Raw genomic sequence first — 18,994 nt, 5'->3', positions numbered from 1 at the left:
AAAATTAACATTTATACATAGATGAATTTGTAAATTTGAAAAACTATTAAATATTAGAACTTATACCCTTTAAAAGATGAAAAAAATATTAATTGCGCTGGCTATAATCATTACTCAGTTTACTATTGAAGCACAGGTAAAAACACCTCAGGCTAGTCCAAAAGCCGAAATTAAGCAGTCGGTAGGATTGACTGACGTAGAAATTGTTTATTCTAGGCCATCTGCAAGAGGTAGAGCCGTTTTTGGAAATTTAGTTCCATTTGGAAAACTGTGGAGAACGGGTGCTAATGAAAATACCACAGTATCTTTTAGCGATGATGTAATTATCGACGGTAAAACATTAAAAAAAGGGAAGTATGCTTTGTATACTATTCCAAACGCACAGAACTGGGATATAATTTTTTATACTACTACAGATAACTGGGGAACACCTCAAGATTATAATGAAGCCAATGTAGCTTTAAAAACAACGGTGAAAGAAATGACTTTCCCTACTACTACAGAAACGTTTACATTAGGGATAAGCAATCTCGATTCTAACTTCGCTTATTTAGAAATGTATTGGGAAAACTCATATGCTAGAGTAAAGTTTGAAGTACCTACACAAAAAGTGGCTATAGAAAGTATAGAGAAGACCTTAGCAGGTCCATCTGCAGCGGATTATTTTGCTTCAGCTCAGTTTTATTTTCAGTCTAATGGAGATATAAACAAAGCACGAACGTATATTGACAAAGCATTAGAAAGCAGTAAAGAAAAACCTTTTTATTATTTGCGTTTAAAATCTTTAATACAGGCAAAGCAAGGAGATAAAAAAGCGGCTGTAGAAACAGCTAAACTATCTTTAATTGCCTCCGAGGCTGCAGGAAATCAGGATTATGTTAAAATGAATAAAGACAGTATTTCTGAATGGAGTAAATAAGATGTCACTATATAAATAGAAAACCCGTTTTACAAATAATGTAAAACGGGTTTTTTTATGGAAGCAATTATTTATTAAGCTTTCTCTTTTCTAAAAAGGGTACTTTGCATCAATGTGGATAAGACAATTGTTAGCATGGCACCAATAAAATTCAACCAAAGATATCCTAACTTTTCTTCACCACTTGGATAAATCGCAATGGCATAGTAGTAAATGATAAATATGGTGATTTGGCTGATCAGAGCGCTATAAAATATAGCTTTAGCTTTCACATATTTGATATAGAAGCCAACCAAGAAAATACCCAAAACGGTACCATAAAATATGGAACCAATGATGTTTACTAACTGAATTAAATTTTCGAATAATGTTCCAATACAAGCAAAAAGAATCGCTATTATACCCCAAAACAAAGTGAAAAACTTAGTCGCATTTAAGTAATGTTTTTCAGATTTTTCACTTTTCAAATTACGTTTATAAATATCAATAGCTGTCGTGGATGCTAAAGCATTTAATCCTGAAGCCGTTGATGACATGGCTGCAGAAATGATAACCGCTAGTAACAGTCCTATTAAACCTTTTGGGAGATAGTTAAGAATAAAGTGAAAGAATACATAGTCTTTATCATTTGTCTCACTATTACTATCGGCTTTCAAAATTATTTCTTTCGCGCGATCTCTTAGATCTTTTTCTTTAGAGGATAATGCAATTAACTCTTTCCTTAAAATAGGATTGTCGTAATCTTGATTCAGCTGATCTATATACAAGAGATTTATCACCTTTTTATCTTCAGATAACACATCTAATTGTTTCTCTAAATCGTGATATTCTTCTTTATACTGTGATTTTTCTATTGTTACTTTATTGTTTGGATTGAAATTTAAAGGAACAGGATTGAATTGGAAAAAAACAAAAACCATTACACCAGTCAGCAATATAAAGAACTGCATAGGTACTTTTAAAAGTCCGTTCATAATCAATCCCATCTGACTTTCTCGTACCGATTTCCCGGACAAATAACGCCCTACCTGTGATTGATCAGTTCCAAAGTAAGCAAGCGCTAAGAAAAATCCTCCAGTTATTCCGCTCCAAAAAGTATACTTGTCCTCTGGGTCTGTGGAGAAGCTTACAATATTCATTTTGTCATTTGCTCCCGCGATATGCAACGCATTACTAAAAGTCATATCATTAGGTAGGAAATGTAAAATGAGAAAAAAGGTAATAAACATACCCGACATGATCACAAACATTTGCTGTTTTTGAGTCACATTTACCGCCTTAGTACCTCCTGAAAAGGTATAAATAATCACCAAAACCCCAATGACAATATTCATATAGGTAAGATTCCAACCCAATATGGCCGACAGTATTATGGCTGGAGCATAAATGGTTAGTCCTGTCCCTAATCCTCTTTGAAATAAGAAGAGAAAAGCAGCTAATGAGCGCGTTTTTAAATCAAATCTTTTTTCTAGATATTCATAAGCAGTATAGACCTTGTATTTATGATAAATAGGAATGAAGGTAAGACAAATAACCACCATAGCTATAGGCAGACCAAAGTAAAACTGAATGAACCCCATACCATCATGATAAGCTTGCCCGGGTGTTGACAAAAAGGTAATCGCACTTGCCTGAGTTGCCATAACAGAAAGCCCTACCGTGTACCAAGGCGTTTCATTACTACCCAAAATAAAGTCTTCTACATTTTTACTGCCTTTAGTTTTCCATGCACCATATATTACAATAAATAACAGGGTTACAATTAGTACAATCCAATCGAATAGTTGCATAGTTTTAAGAATATAATTTCATTATTAGATAAAAGATCATAATATAAATGGCATTAGCCACTAGAACCCAAGTGTAGTTCTTTTTCCAATTCTTTGTTTTTTTTTGCTCCATAATTTAGGGTTTTAGTTTTTGGGCAGGAATTGTAGTTGTATTTTTTAAAGAAATGATATTGGATAACAGGCGATAAGCTCCTGAAACGCCTTCAGGTAATTCTCTAAATAAGCTCAATCCAGTATAAATGTAGTATCCCTTGCCGTACGGAGCTACAAGTAAAGCACCATTTTTAGGACCTTCCCCTTTATCATTAGATGATAATATAGCAGTAAAAGCGGGATCATATTCATCAGGATAATACAAACCTTGCTCTTGGGTCCATCCTTTAAAATCTTGTGGCGTGATTGCATTTGGATAATTCAATATTGCGTGATTAGGAGCTAAGAAGCGGACTTCAGCATTTTCCTCGGTTACACGGTCTCTAGAAATTTTTAAAGGATAAGGTGCGATGTTAGTTGGGATATTTTCATCAGGTGTATTGTACTGTACAAGCATTGTTTTACCACTCTTTACAAAATCAAAAAGAATTTGTTGCTTGTTGGCCAATGCAGGATTTGTGTTATAGGCTCTAATCCCAGTCATAATTACATCGAGATTTTCAATACTTTCTGTAGTTATTTCGTTTGGGTCTAATAGTGTAACTGAATACCCCATTTGTGTCAAACTTTCTGGAACTTCATCTCCAGCGCCCATGATATAACCAATTTTTTGATTGTTTGTTTTAAGATCCAATCTAATAAATTTTGCTTCTGATGGCAATAAAACCTGTTGCTTTGTAATATGATTATAGTCAATTATAATTTGTTCTTTGTCAAATACCGTATTCCCAATTGTCGCTACACTCTTTGCGTAAGCCTCTGCTGGTTGTAGCGGTGGAGTGACATTAAAATAAACAATTTGCTCCATACCTTTATTGGCTAACTGAAACGGAATAACTTTTGGAGAAACAGTCCAATCCTTAGGCAGCTCTAACTGTAAATTACCACTGACATTATCTTTTCCCGCTTTTATTTTCACTGCAATCGCTTTATTTTTAGCAGTGTTAAAGAGGGTTACTTTGTTTAAAATGGTAGATGTTACTGCTGGGACAATGTCGAGATAATTGTACATCTCACCCTTCACTTTATCATTATATTTATAAACTACTGTGCGTTCAAATGGAATCAGTACACCTTCTATTTTAATATTAAAAACTACGTTTACATCTCTAATGATATCTGGTTTTCCAATATTTATTTGATCAGCTACAGTATACATTCCTACAGTTCCTTTCTCTTTTAACCAGTAGGGACTGGTGTATGCTATATTTAGTGGTAGCTGCAGGCTCATTGTTATATTCTCATCACTATTATGAGTTAAAGCGGAATTAAAAGAACTGTTTTTAGCGTCAAACGGATTTGTAACACTAACCAGTTCTATTGATACGGAACTTCTATTGATCGCTTCTAGCTTTAAATTTATTGTACTACCAGGATTTGCTTCCTGATTGTCGGCTACTGCTTCTAGGTATAAACCAGCGCATGCCGCAATTATATTCTTTATTTCCTCTGTTTTAATTTTTTTCCAATGATTGTCTTCCAGCGATTGTATCTGCTGATAGACTTTAAGCAAATCTGAGATACTAGCAGACGGTTCCGTATAATTGTAAGAACTGATTATTTTAGAAACTAATTCACCTATCGGTTTTCCGCCTTTGACGCGATTCCAACTCGTATCTATTCCTTCAAAAATATTGTTTTTATTTTTTAATGGTTCGCCATTTATAAATTCCAGGTATTCTGAGTCCTGACCTCGACTTCCTGTACTTCCAAAGCCTTGTGACTGATGACTGCTTCTACTTAGAGCTGCAATTTCTTGATTTGACTTTCCTAAATTTGTGTAATATACTCCTGTTTCAAGTGTTGTTAAATTAGATTTATTTGCTGCATCAAATTTTTCTTTACTACCATAAAACCACCATGAAGTATTAAAAAATTGCCTTTTGGCTTGCCAAGGGGAAACTAAATTTAATTGTTCAGGAAAAATTGTTGGATCATTTGTTAAATCAAAGCTTTCGGTACTTAATAATGCTGATGAGGTGTGGTGACCGTGAGTGGTACCAGCAGTTCGATGATCAAAACGGTTGATAATAATATCTGGTTGAAATTTTCGAATCGCCCAAACTACATCGGAAAGCACTTTCTGTTTATCCCAGATAGTTAAGGTCTCTTCTGGATTTTTAGAATATCCAAAATCATTAGCTCGTGAAAAAAACTGTTCGCCTCCATCTATTTTTCTGGCTTCAATTAATTCTTGGGTTCTTATTACTCCCAATAACTCTCGTAGCTGGGGTCCAATTAAATTTTGACCTCCATCACCCCGGGTTAAAGATAAGTACCCTGTTCTAGCTTTTGTATTATTCGATAAATAAGAGATTAATCTTGTGTTTTCATCGTCTGGATGTGCTGCGATATATAGTACTGAACCTAAGAAATTTAATTTTTGAATCTGATTGAAAATTTCTGCTGAGTTGGGTTTTAAGGGTTTTTGTGCATATAATAGTGGAGCGATTAATAGCGTAAGTAGGAGTAAAGAAACTTTATTTTTAAGCATTTCTATTTGGTTTTTTGGCAATTAGCTCAAATGTAGTAATTATTTTTTTTAAGTGGAAAGCTACTTTTTATATATTACCTTAAAACTTATTCTATAAAAAAAAAGAGCACCTTATGGGTGCTCTTTATAATTATGCGTTTTGGAAGAAATTAGTTTCTTCTATGACCATTATGTTCTTTGTTTTTTTTGTTTCCATGGTCGTTATGTTTGTCGTATCTTTTACGGTTGTCCTGGTATCTTCTGTCTTTTGTATTTCTGCGGTTATCGGCATAATGATGGTTATTAGAATACCTCGGCTGCTGAGCATATCTTCTGTTATTATAACGATGTCCAATTGTTCTTTGTTGTTGACCTCTATAACCAACTTGATATCTTGATCTATGATTTTTAAAATGCGCATAAGGTCTTCGTCCATGGTAATCATTTAGAACCACTTTGTATCCACTATATAAATCATAATTTCTATATCTTGCGGGTAAATATCTTGATCTTATCCATCTTCCTTGTCCAAAAAATATAAATTGTGAAGCCCGAATATCATAATAAGCTTGAACATCTGGTAAATAATAATATTCTACATTAGAATACCCTGAAGGTCCCCACGCTGGTGCGGTTCCTATATTTAAATTTACTGAAACTTGTGCTTGTCCAGCATTTGATACGAGTAATATTATTCCAACGGCTAATAGTTTTAATGTTTTCATCTTTTCCTTTTTTTGTATTTCTAATTAATATTGTATTGGCTAGCACAATACTTTAATGCTAAAACCAACAACTGTGCCACGATGAATTATTAACCTAATATTGAATTGTTAAAATAAAAAAAAAGAGAAACGTTTTTTCGTTTCTCTTTTTTAAATAGATTTCTCTAATGCTTGCCTTTTCCTTTTCCATGACCATTGTATTCTTTGCCTTTTTTTGCACTGTAATGTGCGTCTTTATGGCCAATACTTTTTTGTGGCTTACCTTTATAGCCTTTGTAATATTTTACCTTATGTTCTTTATAATAATTATAAGGCGTTTTACCATGATAGTCAGTTAATACCACTTTATAGCCTGAGTACAAATCATAATTTCTATATTGATTAGGAAGGCTTCTTGATCGCACCCATTGCCCTTGTCCTAGATAAATGAACTGAGAATTACGTATATCATAATAGGCTTGTACATCTGGTAAATAATAATATTCTACATCAGAATATCCAGAAGGACCCCATGACGGAGCTGATCCTATATTAACATTTACAGATACTTGAGCTTGACTTGAAGTTCCTACAAATAGAACAATGGCTATCGCAATAAGTTTTAGTGTTTTCATATTTTAAAATTTTTAAGGTTATAATAATAATGCTGTTTATTGGCATTGTGAAAGGAAAAACAACAACTATGCCGTAGTATTTTACTTAACATTATTTTGTGCTTGTTCGTTTTCAGACATAAAAAAAAGAAACGTGTAATACGTTTCTTTTTAATTATAATGATTTTAATTAATTATAGTAATAGAATCAACAATAGGATAATGATAATTATAGCTCCCACTGATAAATAAACACCATTACCAGTAGATTTTAAATCGGCTTTAATTTCACGAACTTCTTTACGAAGTTCTTTTTTCTCCGAAGAGTTCAAGGTTGATTTATCCATCTCTTTAATTTCTTCTAATCGATCTAACTTCACTTGTACTTCAGCAGGAATTTCTTTTGGTTCTGATACTGCAACGTTTTTTTCTGCCGCGAAAGTAGAGGTTGGGAATGCAGTTAATGATAATGCTATCATCATTACATAAAAGCTAAGTTTTTTCATTTTAATTTGGTTTTAGTTGGACTTAAATATTTACTAAAGATAGTCATAAATAGTACTTATAATTTGTGTAATTTAACTTAATACTTATAAAATTATAATATTAGTTTTCATGATTATAATAAATAGATAACTAAAAAAATATTTTGCATTTAGTTACTTATGTATTATCTAAAAGTAACCGTCTTAGGTTTGGCCAGTTCAAAGTTCTGTAGACCATAATCAGTAGTTTCAAAAGCATTTGTTCTAAATACATTATCACCTTCGTATGGAATTCTTGGATAATAGGAAAGTGAAAGTTGGAAGGAACTGAACACAAGATAATCGTTGCTTATTACGACGCCAAGACCAATTTTAGAATAGGCTTTTCGTTGATCAATACCATTTTCAGTATTGCCTAAAACAGCCATAGAGTAGTTTAAATACGGACTCATTCTAAAACCCCAAACTTCCTTTGGTGCATAGGTTTGTGTTTGTAATGTTATTACAGCTTTACTCGTGCCGTATACAGCACTATTAAAACCTTGAATACCATAATTCTCATTAATAGTCAATTGATCACCCAATGAAGCCTTTCGATTCACTCCAATTACTACTTGGGGTTTAATAAATTGGCGCACTTTCCAGCTTCCTACTTCCATTAAATTAGTGAAATAACTCGCCATGAAAGAAAAGGCAGTTTGCTCCGTTTTCCCTTCATTAAAGAAAGTCCCTAATTCAAAATTGGTACTCAAAAACCCCCATTTATGGTAGTTTCCAAAAGACATTTGGCCTCCTAAGTACGATCGCCATTTATTATTTTTATATTGATAACCTCCAGTTATACCATATATTCTTCCAATAGGCACATCTTCAATAATGCCGTTTTTAAAAATATATTTGTCTTTTATAAATTTACGGGTATTGACTCCTATACCCGTAAGGATTAGTTTTTCAGAGGAATAAAAATGGATAGGATCATATACTTCTAATGGACTTTCGATGTAATTTATATTTAAGAATCTTGCAGATAAAATCAAATTAGTAGTTCTATCATCGACGCTATTTCCTTTAAATAATGTAAAGGCTTTACCTATCCAGAAATCATGAGAGCTATACTTGAAATTTTGAGATATATACTGTAAATCGGGTCCTTGTAAAGTATCCTTTCTAAATTGCTGACCTAAGTAAACTCCTCCAGCCCATTTTGTAAGGGGGGAATAAAATGGCCGCTCAACAGCGATACTTTTGTCATAATAATTATCTAAATCAACCTGATATTTTAAAATAGTACTAATAAAGGTGTTCTTAAAATTAGGGACTGTATAGGCCAAATTGTGTGCATCTTTACCATCAGAAAACCTATTGGTAAAACGATAATCAAATTGTTGCCCAGTTCCAAAAAAGTTTCTCTCATTCAGTCCTAAAGCTACTTTTGAGTTAGAAATAGCTAATCTCGGTTGTGTAGTCCATGAATCTAAAACGCGTATGGTAACATCTACTGAATCAGATTTAGGAGCGGTTAATGCTTCAGAGATGGTGACTCTATTTACAAATTTTTGAGAACGAATTATTCTTTCTGATTCCTGTATTTTTAGAGCGTTGTAAGGAGTGTTTTTTTTAAACAAAAGTAAATTTGATATGGCAAATTGCTTCGTCTTTAAATGCCAGCTGTTTCCAGTTCTTTCTCCCCAATTATGCGGTCTTCTTGTCGTATCAACATCTGAATAACCAAAAGGATCTAAGGTAACTATCGTTATGTTTCTGATTATTTTGCCTTCGGCTTTAAATTTTTTATTTTTTACTATTTGAGCCTCTTTATTTTTTTTAGAATCGATCGATTTAAAAATTAAGCGGTGCATAAAAGAAGCAAATTTGTGTTTTTTAGAATACTGCTGAATGCTTTGATAGATATCTATACTGTCTTTTTCTTTCGATTGTATCTGTGAAAAAGCGAGTTGATAACCAAAAAGGAAAAGTAGCAGTAGTATTTTATTCTTTGGTGGCATTTAGTGGTATTGGGAGATTTTTAGTACAGAGATATCTCAATATTCGAATAGAATTAAATAATACTAAAATTGTGATTTAATCGACAACATCAGTAGGTTTAAGATTTTCATCTATTGCAATTACTTCTACTTCTTTCTTGTGAACAACTTCAACAACAGATTGTTTATTGTTTTTAGGGGTTTTTATATTACGCCAAATAAATGTTTTTGGGAGATTATCGCCCATCAGATAGCCCCAAGGTTCCAGTGAATCAATACGGTCAAAGATAATTTTAAGTATAGCCAAAAGGGGTATTGCTAAAAACATCCCAGCAATTCCTGCGATACCACCACCAATAATAATTCCTACAATAGATACAAAGGCATTAATTTCCACCTTTGTGTTAATAATCATGGGAACAAGGATGTTGTTATCAATAATTTGAACAATTATATTGACAATAATCACTCCTAATATTACTGATAATTCAGGTGTAGCAGTTAGTGAGGATAGAATAGTTACCACTCCGGCAATTAGAATTCCGATGTATGGGATAAGGTTTAAAATTCCGGTAATGATGCCTAATAAGATAAAATACTCCACACCAATCATATATAAGCCTAGACTAGTCAAAACGGATACAACGATCATTTCGATAATTAAACCCACAATATAACTGTTAATAGCTACTTTTATCTGAGTAAGAATTTCTTGTAATTTAGGATGGTGTTGTTTTTTGATGAGTTTTGCAAAAAATAATATAAAGTGAGTTCTATACAGTAGAATTAAGAAAGTGTAAATAGGAATTAAGGTCATGTCTACAATTGTATCTGTAATGGACATTAAGGTGGTTCCAATCGTTTCGGTACCTTTCTTTACAGAATCTTGAGTTACATCTTCTATATATTTCCTTTGTTCCCAAATACTAACGTGAAAATATGTTCGGATAAATCGCTGAATATCAGTGATGAATAGGTTGATATTCTTTTTTATTCTAGCAAAATCACTAGCGATATCAGTTATTTCATAGGATATAAAGGCCAGTATGCCTATTATGATTAGGACAAAAAATAATACAGTTAGAGAAACGGCAAGAACATGTGGAATTCGAATTTTATCATTTAAAAAATGTACTACTGGTAACAACAATACAGCAAATAAAAACGCCATTAAGACTGGGATCAAAACACCTTTTCCAATATATAAAATATAAGTTATGCTAATTAAGCTAATTAGTGAAAAAGCCAACCGAATATAAAAAGGATATTTGATAGTATTGCTCATATGTGTGGGATTACATTTCTTGATAAAAGTAGTAGATTACTAGTACTTTACAAGAAACAAATATGAACTATTTACTACAAATTCAAGTTATAAGTTTCATTTTTTTATTTATAGAATTACCACTTAATAAAGGGGTGTTACTATGGAATTGTAACACTAAAATTTAAACTAATTTTTTCTAATCTGTGAATTCTTTATCATTAAAATGCTCTTTAATGATAGTGATTCCTTTTTGAAATAGTAAATTGTTAGGATAAATGATCATTTCGCCTTCCTTAGTTTTTAGTGAAACATGAAAGGCACGGATATCTTCAATCTCCCCGATGATAGGGAAATCTTTATCATGTATTTGAATTACATCTCCAATTCTAAAGGGAAATGAAAAGAACAGTATGATTCCAGATGTTATGTTGCTTAAAATAGACCATTGGGCAAACATGGCAACACCTACAACGGTTGTAATTGACGAAACAGCAATGATGATGTCTTTTGGTTGCACTCCCCAAATTATGATTAAAGCTATAGCTGCTAAAATGGTCGTAAGTAAATGGAGGTATTTAATTACAAGATTAGTTCGATGTTCAATGATATGAGTTGACTGTGCAAAACGCCTAACTAAGCTGGAAGTAATCAGACGTAAAAAGGCGACAAGAAATAGTAATATTCCGGTACTGATTATTTCTTTTATATAATCATTAAAAAAGTTCATCTTATATATTTTAAGCTAAGTTACTTAAATACTGGTAGACTTTATCAACTGGAAGCCCCATTACATTTGCATAAGAACCTTCAATTTTACTAACACCGATAACTCCGATCCACTCTTGGATACCATAAGCTCCCGCCTTGTCATAAGGGTTGTAATTTTCGATATAATATAAAATATTTTCATCTGAGAGTTCATTAAAAGTGACTTTGGTCGATTCACTAAGTGTCTCAATTGCAGTACTTGACTTAAAACAAACAGAAGTAAATACTTCATGGGTTGTATTCGATAGGGATTTTAAAATAGCGAAGGCATCTTCTTTATCTTTTGGTTTACCCAACGCTTTACCATTATGCCATACGATGGTATCACTGGTGATAAGGATTTCATTTTCCTGAAGTGTTCCCTCAAAGGCACTAGCTTTTAAAGCTGCCAGATAATTAGTTATTTCTGCTCCTTGTAAATCAACTGGGTAAACTTCGTCAATTTCCTTGATTCGGATTTCAAAATCTAAATTCATATCCTTGAAAAATTGCTGTCTTCTAGGAGAACCTGAGGCTAGGATAAGCTTGTATTTATTTAATTTATTTTTAAGCATTGTAATTGATATTTAAGGTAATGATGAAGATGGATAGAATTCCTGTGAATAAAAGCCATTTTAAAAGTGTACTCATTGCATGGTAATCCTTAGCATTTTTTGCAGTAAGCAATTGGATAATAAAATAAAGTATAGGAGCTACAATAAATAATAGAGCAAAGGCTGTAGCTATGTATAAATCATTGGCAACTAAATAATTGTTTATGTAAAACAGTAACAGTAATAATGGGACAAAACTAAATACAAAAACTACTTTTAACGTTCTAGTTATACCTAATACAATGGGTAGAGTTGTCATACCTTGATTGTAGTCGCCGTTCACATCTTCAATATCTTTAATTATTTCACGAATAAAATTAATCAAAAAACTAAAGATAGCGTAATCTAAAAGGATTGAGAAGAAGCTTCCCATTAGTTGTTGATTACTTGCATGGGTTACTGGAAATAAATCAAATACACCAATAATTAGAATACTGATAGAAAGTAAAGCGGCAACAATTAAATTTCCCACTAACATCATTTGTTTTAAACTCGTGGCATAAATGTATAAAGTAGCTGCAATGACTATAAAAATGGCTGCAAAACCAGGTTTTGAAATCACATTGGATAAATAGAAACCAATTCCTACCCCAGAAACATTCAGTAGAATGTACAAATTATAAGCTGTATTCTCAGTAATGCTTTTACCAACTACGACTGCATTAGGTTTGTTAATGCTGTCTGTTTCTTGATCAAATATATTATTGATAATGTAACCAGCAGCAGCAATTAATACAGTACTTAGGACTAATAGTGCATAATTAAAATCTGACAGTGCCAGTGGAATGTTTTGAAATTTCAAAAAACCATACCTGAAAACTATCTGCATGAATGCAAGTAGTAGAAGGTTTTGATATCGTATAAGTTTTAGAAAATTCATTGTAATAAATGAAGTTGAAATTATCTTTAATCGTGCTGACCGTCAAAATAAGCCATCCATTTACCTTGCACTTTCATCACTTGTTCAATCACGTCACGCGCAGCACCTTTTCCACCATTTTTATGTGAAATATAATTGCAAATGCCTTTGATTTCTGAAGTTGCATCTTGAGGACAAGTAGGTAAACCAACTAATTTCATGACATGGAAATCCGGAATATCATCTCCCATATACAATACTTGCTCAGGATTGATAGAATATAGCTCTGTATATTCTTTAAAAGTTTCCACTTTATCAGGTGTTCCTAAATGGATATCAGTTATTCCTAAATTACGTAATCGTACACGAACGCCTTCATTACTTCCCCCTGAAATAATACAAACATGGTAACCACTCTCCACAGCTGCTTTCATTGCATAACCATCTCTAATATTCATTGTTCTTAATATTTCTCCTTCTGTGGTTACAAAAACGGAGCTATCAGTAAGTACACCGTCAACATCAAATATAAAAGTGGTGATGTCATTCATTAATTCTTTATAACTTTTAGCCATTGTACTGGATTGATTGTGTTAGTATTTTGTAAATTGTTAAATTATTGTCATCCGTTATGAATTCTTCTTGTGCCTGGATGGTTTTTAAATCATTGCGCTTGGCAGGACCAGTTTGTGCTTCTTCGGGCGTTAACTCCATAATTTTGTTGGCCGTTTCTTGTATTAAGGGCTTTAAAATTGCGAATGGTACTTGGTTTTCTTGACAAATTTCACTTCCTATTTGATACAAATGATTGGTGAAATTATTTACAAATACGGCAGCGACATGCAAGGCTTTTCTTTGGTTAGAATTAATTGCAAATACTTTGTCAGAAATGGTTTTGGCAACTTTTTCTATGATATGGTAGTCAAAAGCATTTTCACTTTCTAAACAAATAGGAATGTTCTTGAAATCTACTTTTTTGTTCTTTGTGAATGTTTGCAATGGATAAAAAACTCCTTTTCGATTATTATTGTCCAATAATTCTAATGGAAAACTTCCTGAAGTATGCACTACAAGTCGGTTTTTAAAATTTAAATTGGATGAAACTTCTTCAATAGCATCATCAGAGACCGCGATAATGTATAAATCGGATTCGATCAAACTATTATAATTATTAGTGATTCGATCTAAAGGAAGTAAATGTGCTAAGGTTTCTCTTTTTCGAGAATAAACCTGAACCAACTCTATATCCATTCTGGATTTTTGGGATTCTGTGAAAGCGGTAATTAAATGTTGTGCAACATTTCCAGAACCTATTATGGTAACTTTAATCATATGGCAAAATTAACAAAAAAATTATAGGGTTTGAATCCTTATGAGTATTGATTTTAAAAAATTATAAGGTGGGAAAAATAGTAATTTCAGCGCTTATATACGCTTAATTTTGGATTAAATTAACAAATGCAGGAATATAGAAGTCAACAATTTTAAGTACTTTTGTCGCACTTTTATAAAAACGTAATTCCTTACAAATGAATAAAAAATTATTCTCTTTTCTGTTTTCAACCCGATTAATGGCCCTACTATTTATAACTTTTGCAATAGCAATGGCTACTGGAACCTTCATCGAAAGCAAATACAATACGGATACAGCTCGAATTTTAATTTACAATACATGGTGGTTTGAGGTGATAATGGTGTTTTTTATGATTAATTTCATTGGGAACATAAAGCGTTATCAATTACTAAAGAAAGAGAAATGGGCTACATTGCTTTTACATTTAGCATTTATATTTATTCTGTTAGGTGCATTTGTAACTCGTTATATTAGTTATGAAGGGATGATGCCCATCCGTGAAGGTGCTGCTGAGAACCAATTTTATTCAGATAAAACCTTTCTTACTGTTTTTGTAGATGGAGAATACAAAGGGGAAATGAAGCGTCGTGTTTTTGAGAAATCTTTACTATTGTCTCCCGTAACAAATAATAATTTTTCAATCTCTGATAAATTTGCAGATACTGATTTTGAAGTTGAGTATGAAAATTTCATATTGGGAGCTAAGGAATATGTAAAAGAAGATGCTAACGGAGTCCAATATTTAAAATTAGTAGAAGCAGGTGATGGAGGAAGAGAAGAGCATTTCTTAAAAGAGGGAGAAGTTCAAAATATACATAATGTATTATTTGCATTAAATAAACCTACAGAAGGCGCTATCAATATCAATACTACTGGCGCTGAATATACCATTCAAACTCCTTTTGAAGGTAACTTTATGCGAATGGCTGACAAACTTCAAGGGGAAGTTACCAAAGATATTATACAACCGCTGATGATGCGTTCACTATATACAATTGGTGAAAAACGCTTTGTTTTTCCAGATCCAGCAGTTAAGGGAGTTATAGCATATGAATCTAGCAATGATTTTAAAGCAAAAAATCATGAAGATGCTTTAGTTCTAAAAGTGAAAGCAAACGGAAAAGAAAAAGAAGTTACCATTCTTGGATCTAAAGGTAAAATAGGAGAGGCCAAGACAGTAAGAATAGGGGAAATCGATTACTCCTTTTTTTACGGAAGTAAAGCTTATGTATTGCCGTTCAAGATTAAATTAAATGACTTTATTGCTCAAAAATATCCTGGAACAGAAAAAAGTTATTCGTCATTTGAAAGTAAAGTAACTGTTCAAGATCCTTCAGAAACATTTGATGCCCGAATTTTTATGAATAATGTATTAGATTATAAAGGGTACCGTTTTTTCCAGTCGTCGTTTGATCCAGATGAGAAAGGGACTGTACTATCAGTAAATCATGATTTCTGGGGAACTGGAATAACTTATGCAGGATACTTTATGTTATTTTTTGCCATGATGGCTATTATGTTTACTAAGCACTCGCGTTTTGCCGATTTAAAGCGAAAATTAGAAGTCGTTAAAAATAAAAAATCTAAGCTTTTCACTATCATAGCGTTAATGATTAGTATGGGTGGTTTTGCGCAAACACACAATCATGAACACGATGAGAATGGAAATCATGCTGATCATGTGGAAAATGGAGTTCATGTACGTACGGCACCAACAGAGAAACAGTTGGATTCTTTATTGAGCAAATTCAAAGTGAGTGAAGCACATGCAGCTAAATTTGGAAGACTGATAATACAAGATGCAGGTGGTAGAATGAAACCCATTAATACTTTTTCTTCTGAATTATTGAGAAAAGTAAGTCACTCTAATGATTACAAGGGGATGAACTCTGATCAGGTATTTTTATCGATGTCACAGTACGCCCAGTTTTGGATTGAAATTCCGATAATTTATTTAAGAAGTGGAAATGATAGCATTCGAAAATTAATAGGTGTAGATGTAAAAGCTACAACAGCTCCTTTTATAGCCTTTTTTGATGCCAAAGGGAATTATAAATTATCACCTTATTTGGATGCTGCTTACAAGGCCGCTAATCCAAATCAGTTTGAAAAAGATTTTATAGAGACAGATAAGAAAGTTAATTTAATGGAATCTGCTTTAAGCGGAAGAATATTAAAAATCTTCCCGATTCCAAATGATGCCAATAATAAATGGGTATCTTTTCTGGAGTTAAATGAAGCCGGACTAAAAGGAATGGATTCTACCTATACTAAAAGTGTATTGCCTTTATACTTTGGTTCTCTAAACAATGCTTCCCAATCAAATGATTATAAAAATGCAGATGATTTGGTTGAAAGTATTAATGGATTCCAAAAGAAATTTGGAGCTAAAGTAAGGCCTAGTGAAGATAAAATTACAGCTGAAATTTTGTATAACAAATATGATTTGCTACAAAAATTGCCATACGCTTATGTGTTTGCATCGATTTTAATGTTGTTGTTTACTATTCTTCAAATTTTCAAGGATTCTAAGAGCATGCGTATTTTAGTGAACACAATGCACATCGTGATTGCGACATTATTTTTGTTACATACATTGACTTTAGCTGCGCGATGGTATATTTCTGGGCACGCGCCTTGGAGTAATGCTTATGAGGCTATTGTCTATGTGGCATGGGCAACCATGTTCTTTGGTTTGGCCTTTGATATAAAATCAAAACTAACAGTGGCTTCTGCAGCTTTTGTGACTTCTATGATTTTATCGGCAGCATACATGAATTGGATTGATCCTGAAATTGCTAATTTACAACCAGTACTTAATTCCTATTGGTTAATGATTCACGTTGCTGTAATTGTGGCTAGTTATGGTCCATTTGCCTTAGGTATGATATTAGGATTTGTTTCTTTGTTATTGATCTTTTTCACCAATGAAAAGAACAAGGCAAAAATGGATTTGAATATTCAAGAGATTACTTATATCAATGAAATGGCTTTAACCATAGGATTAATAATGCTAACAATAGGTAACTTCTTAGGTGGACAATGGGCCAATGAAAGTTGGGGACGCTATTGGGGATGGGATCCAAAAGAGACTTGGGCTTTGATCAGTATTATGGTTTATGCTTTTGTTATTCACGCACGTTTTGTTCCTTCGTTAAGAGGTAAATGGGTGTTTAATTTAATGAGTATGTTTGCTTTTGTATCAATTTTGTTTACTTATTATGGAGTAAACTTTCACCTGGTAGGATTGCATTCATACGCTAGTGGTGAAGCACATTCATTAAGTTGGATCTGGTATTCTCTAGGTACAATAACCTTCATAGGTGCTGTAACGTATCCGAAATATAGAAAGTACTATAAAAAATAGTTTTACGTATATAATTGAAAAAAGGTCCAACTGAGAAGTTGGACCTTTTTTTATGCAGTACAAATTATGTTGCATAATGGAACTGCAAACAAAAATAAATGTAAGATTTTAAGGATTTTTCAATGTATTATTAAAGTTATTTAGTCATTTTATGCTTAAAAATATGTTTTTAATCGGATTTATGTGTATTTCATCTATATTTGTTAAGATTTTCTTAATTAAGTTAAGCACGAAGTGGTAGGCCTTTTAATAAACCCCTATAATCTGTTAATTAGAATATGAATTTATGAAATATATTTTACTTTTATTTAGTTTGAGTTTTTACGGGCAAGATCTACACCATCAAGTTATAGCGTCTCAAGGAACTACAAAAATACTTGCTAACGGTATTGTAGTTAGTCAGACTATTGGGCAACAAAGTACTATAGGAAACTCTAATAAAACTTTTATTATAATTCAGGGTTTTCAACAAAGTTTATGGAATAACTTAATATCTTCAAATAACCAGAATAATATTAAGACAACAACTTATCCGAACCCATTTATTGACAGCATTAATTTTGAATTTTCAGAATTTATAGATCAAGAGGTGGAACTATTTATTTTTGACGCATCAGGGCGTGTCGTATTTAATGAGACTCAACAACCGCTAACTAAAATTTTGACTTTTAAGCTTAATATGATGTCAGGGCAGCAGTATTTTGTAAGACTTAGATCAAATAATTTCACCTATTACACTAAAATTGTCAAACAACTTTAAATAAAACTACTACTAATTAACCTGTTAAAATATGAAGAAAATAACTTTACTTTTTATATTATTATTTGCAATAAATATTTATTCACAATCAAAAGGAATTTCGTATCAGGCAGTACTCTTAAATCCGTCAACTAGTCCTTCGCAAGTTGTGACTCAAAACGTACCACTTATAGAAAAGGATATCTGTATGCTATTTAAGTTTATGGATGAGTTTTCTAATATTGAATATCAAGAAATTATTCAAACCAAAACAGATAAATATGGAATGGTTAATTTAATGATAGGTTCAGGAGAACAGACAGGAGGCTATGCTGCATCTTTTGCAAACATCACATGGAATACACTAGGTAAAAAGCTTTATGTAGGTGTATCCATTAAAGGAGGGTGTCTATCATTCGAGGAAATTAGTAACCACGATTTAGCATATGTTCCTTTTGCCTATTCAGCCGTTAATGCTGAAAATGTAACGGGGGTTGTAGCTATAGAAAATGGAGGTACTAATGCTACCAGCCTTCGTGATGCATTAAAGAATTTGCAATTAGAAAATGTAGACAATACCGCAGATGCAAATAAACCAATTTCTACTGCCACTCAAACTGCTTTAGATCTGAAAGTAGACAAAGCAGCAGGAAAAGGACTTTCGACAGAAGATTATTCAACTGCCGAGAAAACAAAGCTAGCAGCCATTTCAGGAACTAACACAGGAGATCAAGATTTGAGTAACTTGGCTACGAATACTGCTCTAGATTTAAAAGTAGACAAAGCAGCTGGAAAAGGACTTTCGACAGAAGATTATTCTACGGCCGAGAAAACAAAGCTAGCTGCTATTTCAGGCACTAACACAGGAGATCAAGATTTGAGCAGCTATGCTACAACAGCAAATTTAGAGGCAAAAGCCAATTT

16 protein-coding genes are annotated in these 18,994 nt (G+C 32.7%); 4 read left to right on the top strand and 12 right to left on the bottom strand.

The window, feature by feature from the left end; genetic code table 11:
• Positions 1 to 76 precede the first annotated feature (76 nt).
• Positions 77 to 919 carry a DUF2911 domain-containing protein gene (locus ACEN2K_RS06335; protein ID WP_441758487.1) on the top strand — a complete coding sequence of 281 codons (843 nt, stop codon included), beginning with the start codon at positions 77 to 79 and terminating at the stop codon, positions 917 to 919.
• Between the two features lie 74 nt (positions 920 to 993).
• On the opposite strand, the gene ACEN2K_RS06330 is transcribed toward ACEN2K_RS06335, so the two are convergent.
• From ACEN2K_RS06330 to ACEN2K_RS06275, 12 genes are all read right to left on the bottom strand, one after another.
• Positions 994 to 2,709 carry a sodium:solute symporter family transporter gene (locus ACEN2K_RS06330; RefSeq protein WP_441758486.1) on the bottom strand — a complete coding sequence of 572 codons (1,716 nt, stop codon included), beginning with the start codon at positions 2,707 to 2,709 and terminating at the stop codon, positions 994 to 996.
• Positions 2,710 to 2,824: 115 nt separating this feature from the next.
• Positions 2,825 to 5,356, bottom strand: coding sequence for a PIG-L family deacetylase (locus tag ACEN2K_RS06325; RefSeq protein WP_441758485.1), 2,532 nt, complete (start codon positions 5,354 to 5,356; stop codon positions 2,825 to 2,827).
• Between the two features lie 149 nt (positions 5,357 to 5,505).
• The gene (locus ACEN2K_RS06320; RefSeq protein WP_441758484.1) at positions 5,506 to 6,060 is read right to left on the bottom strand and encodes a hypothetical protein; all 555 of its coding nucleotides are present in this window, start codon (positions 6,058 to 6,060) and stop codon (positions 5,506 to 5,508) included.
• A 164-nt stretch (positions 6,061 to 6,224) separates the two neighbouring features.
• Positions 6,225 to 6,674: a hypothetical protein gene (locus ACEN2K_RS06315; RefSeq protein ID WP_441758483.1), complete on the bottom strand. Its 450-nt coding sequence runs from the start codon at positions 6,672 to 6,674 to the stop codon at positions 6,225 to 6,227.
• Between the two features lie 173 nt (positions 6,675 to 6,847).
• Positions 6,848 to 7,159 carry a hypothetical protein gene (locus ACEN2K_RS06310; protein WP_441758482.1) on the bottom strand — a complete coding sequence of 104 codons (312 nt, stop codon included), beginning with the start codon at positions 7,157 to 7,159 and terminating at the stop codon, positions 6,848 to 6,850.
• A gap of 164 nt (positions 7,160 to 7,323) precedes the next feature.
• Entirely contained in the window at positions 7,324 to 9,144 is a 1,821-nt protein-coding gene (locus ACEN2K_RS06305; protein WP_441758481.1) for a hypothetical protein, read from the bottom strand.
• A 76-nt stretch (positions 9,145 to 9,220) separates the two neighbouring features.
• Entirely contained in the window at positions 9,221 to 10,408 is a 1,188-nt protein-coding gene (locus ACEN2K_RS06300) for an AI-2E family transporter (protein WP_441758480.1), read from the bottom strand.
• A gap of 178 nt (positions 10,409 to 10,586) precedes the next feature.
• Positions 10,587 to 11,117, bottom strand: a complete 531-nt coding sequence (locus ACEN2K_RS06295; protein WP_441758479.1) for a mechanosensitive ion channel domain-containing protein — start codon at positions 11,115 to 11,117, stop codon at positions 10,587 to 10,589.
• A gap of 10 nt (positions 11,118 to 11,127) precedes the next feature.
• Positions 11,128 to 11,712 carry a Maf-like protein gene (locus ACEN2K_RS06290; RefSeq protein ID WP_441758478.1) on the bottom strand — a complete coding sequence of 195 codons (585 nt, stop codon included), beginning with the start codon at positions 11,710 to 11,712 and terminating at the stop codon, positions 11,128 to 11,130.
• Complete coding sequence (locus ACEN2K_RS06285) at positions 11,705 to 12,631, bottom strand: geranylgeranylglycerol-phosphate geranylgeranyltransferase (RefSeq protein ID WP_441758477.1); 927 nt, start codon at positions 12,629 to 12,631, stop codon at positions 11,705 to 11,707. Before ACEN2K_RS06285 ends, ACEN2K_RS06290 begins: the two co-directional genes overlap by 8 nt.
• Positions 12,632 to 12,657: 26 nt before the next feature.
• Positions 12,658 to 13,185: a KdsC family phosphatase gene (locus ACEN2K_RS06280; protein WP_441758476.1), complete on the bottom strand. Its 528-nt coding sequence runs from the start codon at positions 13,183 to 13,185 to the stop codon at positions 12,658 to 12,660.
• Entirely contained in the window at positions 13,178 to 13,942 is a 765-nt protein-coding gene (locus ACEN2K_RS06275) for a Rossmann-like and DUF2520 domain-containing protein (protein WP_441758475.1), read from the bottom strand. The genes ACEN2K_RS06280 and ACEN2K_RS06275 overlap by 8 nt, the downstream gene beginning before the upstream one ends.
• 197 nt (positions 13,943 to 14,139) lie before the next feature.
• On the opposite strand from ACEN2K_RS06275, the gene ccsA reads away from it, so the two are divergent.
• The 3 genes from ccsA to ACEN2K_RS06260 form a co-directional block, all read left to right on the top strand.
• A complete protein-coding gene (gene ccsA, locus ACEN2K_RS06270; RefSeq protein WP_441758474.1) occupies positions 14,140 to 17,331 on the top strand; it encodes a cytochrome c biogenesis protein CcsA in 3,192 nt (1,063 codons plus the stop codon).
• A 286-nt stretch (positions 17,332 to 17,617) separates the two neighbouring features.
• Positions 17,618 to 18,091, top strand: coding sequence for a T9SS type A sorting domain-containing protein (locus tag ACEN2K_RS06265; RefSeq protein WP_441758473.1), 474 nt, complete (start codon positions 17,618 to 17,620; stop codon positions 18,089 to 18,091).
• Positions 18,092 to 18,122: 31 nt separating this feature from the next.
• Positions 18,123 to 18,994, top strand: an 872-nt coding sequence (locus tag ACEN2K_RS06260) for a hypothetical protein (RefSeq protein ID WP_441758472.1), incomplete at its 3' end; no start/stop codon positions are given.

This window comes from Flavobacterium sp. W21_SRS_FM3, from assembly GCF_052113625.1.
Classification (GTDB): domain Bacteria; phylum Bacteroidota; class Bacteroidia; order Flavobacteriales; family Flavobacteriaceae; genus Flavobacterium.
This window is presented reverse-complemented; position numbering and strand designations above follow the sequence as displayed.

What these genes read in the sequence shown, in the direction of transcription:
- ACEN2K_RS06335 (WP_441758487.1), top strand. Translation starts at nt 77, where the DNA reads ATGAAAAAAATATTAATTGCGCTGGCTATAATCATTACTCAGTTTACT.
- ACEN2K_RS06330 (WP_441758486.1), bottom strand. Translation starts at nt 2,709, where the DNA reads ATGCAACTATTCGATTGGATTGTACTAATTGTAACCCTGTTATTTATT.
- ACEN2K_RS06325 (WP_441758485.1), bottom strand. Translation starts at nt 5,356, where the DNA reads ATGCTTAAAAATAAAGTTTCTTTACTCCTACTTACGCTATTAATCGCT.
- ACEN2K_RS06320 (WP_441758484.1), bottom strand. Translation starts at nt 6,060, where the DNA reads ATGAAAACATTAAAACTATTAGCCGTTGGAATAATATTACTCGTATCA.
- ACEN2K_RS06315 (WP_441758483.1), bottom strand. Translation starts at nt 6,674, where the DNA reads ATGAAAACACTAAAACTTATTGCGATAGCCATTGTTCTATTTGTAGGA.
- ACEN2K_RS06310 (WP_441758482.1), bottom strand. Translation starts at nt 7,159, where the DNA reads ATGAAAAAACTTAGCTTTTATGTAATGATGATAGCATTATCATTAACT.
- ACEN2K_RS06305 (WP_441758481.1), bottom strand. Translation starts at nt 9,144, where the DNA reads ATGCCACCAAAGAATAAAATACTACTGCTACTTTTCCTTTTTGGTTAT.
- ACEN2K_RS06300 (WP_441758480.1), bottom strand. Translation starts at nt 10,408, where the DNA reads ATGAGCAATACTATCAAATATCCTTTTTATATTCGGTTGGCTTTTTCA.
- ACEN2K_RS06295 (WP_441758479.1), bottom strand. Translation starts at nt 11,117, where the DNA reads ATGAACTTTTTTAATGATTATATAAAAGAAATAATCAGTACCGGAATA.
- ACEN2K_RS06290 (WP_441758478.1), bottom strand. Translation starts at nt 11,712, where the DNA reads ATGCTTAAAAATAAATTAAATAAATACAAGCTTATCCTAGCCTCAGGT.
- ACEN2K_RS06285 (WP_441758477.1), bottom strand. Translation starts at nt 12,631, where the DNA reads ATGAATTTTCTAAAACTTATACGATATCAAAACCTTCTACTACTTGCA.
- ACEN2K_RS06280 (WP_441758476.1), bottom strand. Translation starts at nt 13,185, where the DNA reads ATGGCTAAAAGTTATAAAGAATTAATGAATGACATCACCACTTTTATA.
- ACEN2K_RS06275 (WP_441758475.1), bottom strand. Translation starts at nt 13,942, where the DNA reads ATGATTAAAGTTACCATAATAGGTTCTGGAAATGTTGCACAACATTTA.
- ccsA (WP_441758474.1), top strand. Translation starts at nt 14,140, where the DNA reads ATGAATAAAAAATTATTCTCTTTTCTGTTTTCAACCCGATTAATGGCC.
- ACEN2K_RS06265 (WP_441758473.1), top strand. Translation starts at nt 17,618, where the DNA reads ATGAAATATATTTTACTTTTATTTAGTTTGAGTTTTTACGGGCAAGAT.